Source organism: Lentilactobacillus parafarraginis DSM 18390 = JCM 14109, from assembly GCF_001435895.1.
In the GTDB taxonomy this organism is placed as follows: Bacteria; Bacillota; Bacilli; order Lactobacillales; family Lactobacillaceae; genus Lentilactobacillus; species Lentilactobacillus parafarraginis.
In genome coordinates this window covers 1-3,902 of sequence record NZ_AZFZ01000111.1, presented here as the reverse complement: position 1 = coordinate 3,902, position 3,902 = coordinate 1, and the positions used below count along the sequence as shown (strand labels likewise).

The window sequence follows — 3,902 nt, the reverse complement described above, 5'->3', positions numbered from 1 at the left end:
AGTGTTGCACTTAACTTGACAATTGAGGGAAGAAAAATATTGATAAATTGAGTGGGATTATTGTCGCCACAAAGGCACAACAGGCCGATATCGCTGACCGAGTTGAAAAAATCATTCACGCAGATGTTCCGGTAATTGCGATCCCCGCCGCGACGGTGCCGGGACCCCAAACCACCCCCACCTCTAAAAAAGATCAGATTATTTTCGTTGGCCGACTAGGAAATGGTAAGGGGATTGTTCGGCTCATTGACATGTTTCAACAGATCCATAATAAATTGACCACCCTGAAATTGTTAATTTATGGGTATGGGGAGGCTGAAGCGTCAGCCCGGCAGGAAGCAAAAAATTTGGGAATTGAGGATGTCGTTGACTTTAAGGATTACCAAGTTGATTTAAAATCGGCATACGCTGAGTCAAAGCTGTTTGTTACCACGACCGAAACGGATGTTGAACCATTGGCGATGACCGAGGCCGCAAGCTTTGGCCTTCCAATGGCGGCGTTTGATATTCCTTATGGTCCCCGGGAGGTGATTCATGACGGCTGGAATGGTCTCCTGTTTCGTGATGGGGAGTTAAAGGAAATGGCTGAGGGAATTGTCGCGTTATTGAAGGATCCCCAACGGCTTGAAGAATACGGTACGAATGCCAAAAAAACGGCTGAACAATTCAGTGACGCAGAAATTGGTAAGCTGTGGCAGGAAAAAATTATCACGGACGGGGTAAGAAAGTGACATCGAGGCCAAAATGAACGACTTAAAAAGCGGGACGGATAAACCGGATTCCAAGTTGGAGTCCGGTTTATTCGTCCCGCCTTTTATGGCAAGGAAGTTAGTTAACTTAAACTGAACAAATTTACGAGAATGACGCCCATTACTAAGACGATCCCGATCAGGCCAATGGAGAATTTGGTAAAGAATTGGCCGTTAATGTGGTCCAGCAAGAAAAAGATAATCCCTAAACAAATGATGCCGATGATATACATTGTAATTAAAGCGGTTTTAACGTCCGTATCAGAAAGTACCATTGGATTCTCACCTCATTACTCATATTGTACATCACGGCCGGGTGGGAAAGCCAGAATGACCTGACGTTGTCTTAGTCGATGATCAACTGGTAGGCGTACCGGGGGGATGCCTCGGCGTCGGTTTCGGCCATGTAAATGGTGCCTCGTTTGGTGAAGCCGTTGGTCGTGATCACGTGTTGCATGCCCTTGTTATCGGGATGGGTGTCAATCCTGACGTCCTTGTAGCCCAATACGCTGGAAATGGTAATTAGGCCGCTGATCATCTTCTCAGATAGGTGCTGGCCGCGAAAGGCTGATGACATGGCAATTCGGTGAATGGCGGTGTATCGGCCGTGAACACCGTTGAGCCACTCACCATCGTGGATTTCAAGGTAGCTGACATCCAGGCCCTGATGAAGGGCGGCGGTAGCGGCAATTTCGCCATCAATAATCAGGACGTATGTAATCCCGAATTTGACGTCATTTTCTAAATCCTCATCGGCAGGGTAGCCATCCTGCCACTGGTCAATGCCTTGTTTTTTGAGATATGCTTTGGCTTCTTGAATAATTTTTTTAATTTCTGGAAGATCCTGATTTGTTGCTTGACGCAAATATGTTGCTGGCATCAATGCTCACATCCTTTGGAATATTTCTAATCTCAATCATTAGATTTATTTATCACGAAAGAGCATTATAGCCCAAGGATTTTTGGAATGCAACCGGAAAATAATTTATCCGATTAATGTTTTCATCAAGCCCGGATTATCCGTTGTCGAGCAGTCAAATTGGGGTTTTGTATGACTTAAAAGCGGCTTAGTTATCCATCCAAATTGAATGGCAACTAAACCGCTTTTACAGTAATGGTGGGTGTTTCATTGGAAATCCCCATTATTTTTCATCATCGTCTTTCTTTTCGTGCTTGTTGATAAAGTCGTTTGTCTTTTCAGCAACCTTATCCTTGGCCTCTTCAAGCTTTTCTTTGGCCTTCCCAGTTGCGTTTTGGAGTTTGCCCTTTAACGCCATCTTATCATTACCCGTTGCTTCGCCAAGACCTTCCTTGGTTTTGCCGGCAACCTTATCGGATTCGTTCTTTAACTTACTCATTTAAATCCACATCCTTTCTTATTTTCTATCTTTATCATAAGTGAAACACCGGGCAACTGGCAAAAAATATGCCTGGGATAATGGACTGGGGGGTGTGGTAAAATGAAGTCAATAAATGAGGGGCGGGATCAGCATGACGACCAATGAACGTACGGGACATAAAACCAAATCATCTTCTGAGGGCTTTTTTAGTTTGGTCGGTTCAATGGCGTCGAAACTGCTTGGTGAAAACACCTTCGCAAAAAGCGCCATCGCGGCCGAACGGGTGGCAAACGGGGCCCATAGTTCGCTTGACCGGCCGCTGGATACCGGCTTGGCGTTAGCTGATTTCCAATTGACCAAGCAAAGCCAACTGGGTTACTTGATTGCCGTTAAAGATCTGATGGCGGTGACTTTTGACCAGTTCACATTTATGATCGAATGGGCCATGGGCGAGCAGACCCCCGAAATTGTGAATCGCGCGGCTGGACCAGGTTATCACGATTACTTACGCCAGGTGGACGATAGTCAGGCATTTACGGCCGGCTATCGGACGGCGGTGATTCATTTTGTTCACGCAATTGCCGGTGAAGGGGGATTCATTCCCGAATTTGAAAATCAACTCGATGATCTTAGCTTCGAACAAACGGAGTGGCTGGTCAATGATTGGTTTGATCACGTTGATCAGTATCTGCACGGCATTTATCCCTTTCAAAAATTAGCGAGCACCGCTGATGGCAAGATTGCAAAACAGCTCATTGATGAGTATAATTTTGGCTTTTTATCAAGTTACCAATTTGGAGACAATTCGCCAATCCTAACGCATTACGAGTACCGGGGGCCTGATTTTACCGACGAAGTGCATTTGCCCGCGATGATGGCGGGGACCTTACCTGAATTTCAATTAACGGACGCGATTCACCACTTTATTAGTGTGCAAGTCGCTGGCCTGTTTAATCTGCTGCTGTCGGTTGGTCTGCACGCATTCTATGTGAAGACCCTGACCAGGACAAATTACGACTGGCTTGGGCTGCCATTGGCGGGATCAGTGGATGCGGAGAAGATTATGAAGGCGGTGGTTCAAAATGAGGCCACCATTATTGAGAAAGTGGGCATTCCCACCAGCATTTCAGCAGTTGCCGCGGCGCTACCAATTCTTGACCTGCATGGCGTGGCGACCACCCGAAATCCGGAAAACCAAAACTATCAGCGCCAGTTCATGGTGGTACTTGATAATCGCCACCAGCCGCAGATAAATGTGCTTGGCGAACCAATGCCAGTTAACTATGGGGTATTCGATCAATTATTCTTTCATTTGCAGGAGAAGCTTCTCCAGCCAATTTTTGTGCGGTATATTTTAGTCCGGAATCAAGCCCTCCAATATTTTAGAGAGCACGGGCACTTTCGGGATGGCTATTTACCGGCTTTCGTCATCAGCAATCCTCAGTCACTCACCGAATACGTTGGTGCTTTGGCCGTCATTCATGTGAAGCACTTTGAGTCATTGATGGACCGCGGCATGGACGATCATACAAATTTGACGGTGGCGGGTAGTCTGAGTTCGTTTAACCATTTAATGCGGGTAGATGAACAGCTTTCCTCTCTTGATCCTGATTATGAACATCGCCCAAAACAAACTAAACGGGTTCTGTATTGGCTTTATCAAAGTCAGTTTGCGGCGAGTTTGCCCGCCAGCGAACGAGTGACAATTTAAACAAACTGCTTGGGCTTCATTTCTTCTCAACTATACATAGGAAAGAAATGAGTTTCCAAGCAGTTTTATTTTTTCCTCAATTGTCAAATCAAGTGCAACACT

At 45.9% G+C, this 3,902-nt stretch carries 5 protein-coding genes; 2 read left to right on the top strand and 3 right to left on the bottom strand.

Going from position 1 to position 3,902, the window contains the following annotated elements; translation table 11 throughout:
- Positions 1-47 precede the first annotated feature (47 nt).
- On the top strand, positions 48-731 hold the full coding sequence (locus FD47_RS13815) for a glycosyltransferase (RefSeq protein ID WP_235806108.1): 684 nt from the start codon (positions 48-50) through the stop codon (positions 729-731).
- Between the two features lie 101 nt (positions 732-832).
- On the opposite strand, the gene FD47_RS13810 is transcribed toward FD47_RS13815, so the two are convergent.
- The 3 genes from FD47_RS13810 to FD47_RS13800 form a co-directional block, all read right to left on the bottom strand.
- A complete protein-coding gene (locus FD47_RS13810; RefSeq protein WP_008213015.1) occupies positions 833-1,024 on the bottom strand; it encodes a hypothetical protein in 192 nt (63 codons plus the stop codon).
- Positions 1,025-1,095: 71 nt separating this feature from the next.
- A complete protein-coding gene (locus FD47_RS13805; RefSeq protein WP_008213014.1) occupies positions 1,096-1,629 on the bottom strand; it encodes a GNAT family N-acetyltransferase in 534 nt (177 codons plus the stop codon).
- A 262-nt stretch (positions 1,630-1,891) separates the two neighbouring features.
- Positions 1,892-2,107, bottom strand: coding sequence for a CsbD family protein (locus FD47_RS13800; protein WP_056980806.1), 216 nt, complete (start codon positions 2,105-2,107; stop codon positions 1,892-1,894).
- Positions 2,108-2,240: 133 nt separating this feature from the next.
- Between FD47_RS13800 and FD47_RS13795 the strand changes: the two genes are divergently transcribed.
- Complete coding sequence (locus FD47_RS13795) at positions 2,241-3,800, top strand: hypothetical protein (protein WP_054736616.1); 1,560 nt, start codon at positions 2,241-2,243, stop codon at positions 3,798-3,800.
- The last annotated feature ends 102 nt before the right edge of the window (positions 3,801-3,902 follow it).

Excerpts from the sequence above, each read along its gene's own strand:
- FD47_RS13810 (WP_008213015.1), bottom strand. The coding sequence starts at position 1,024 with ATGGTACTTTCTGATACGGACGTTAAAACCGCTTTAATTACAATGTAT.
- FD47_RS13805 (WP_008213014.1), bottom strand. The coding sequence starts at position 1,629 with ATGCCAGCAACATATTTGCGTCAAGCAACAAATCAGGATCTTCCAGAA.
- FD47_RS13800 (WP_056980806.1), bottom strand. The coding sequence starts at position 2,107 with ATGAGTAAGTTAAAGAACGAATCCGATAAGGTTGCCGGCAAAACCAAG.
- FD47_RS13795 (WP_054736616.1), top strand. The coding sequence starts at position 2,241 with ATGACGACCAATGAACGTACGGGACATAAAACCAAATCATCTTCTGAG.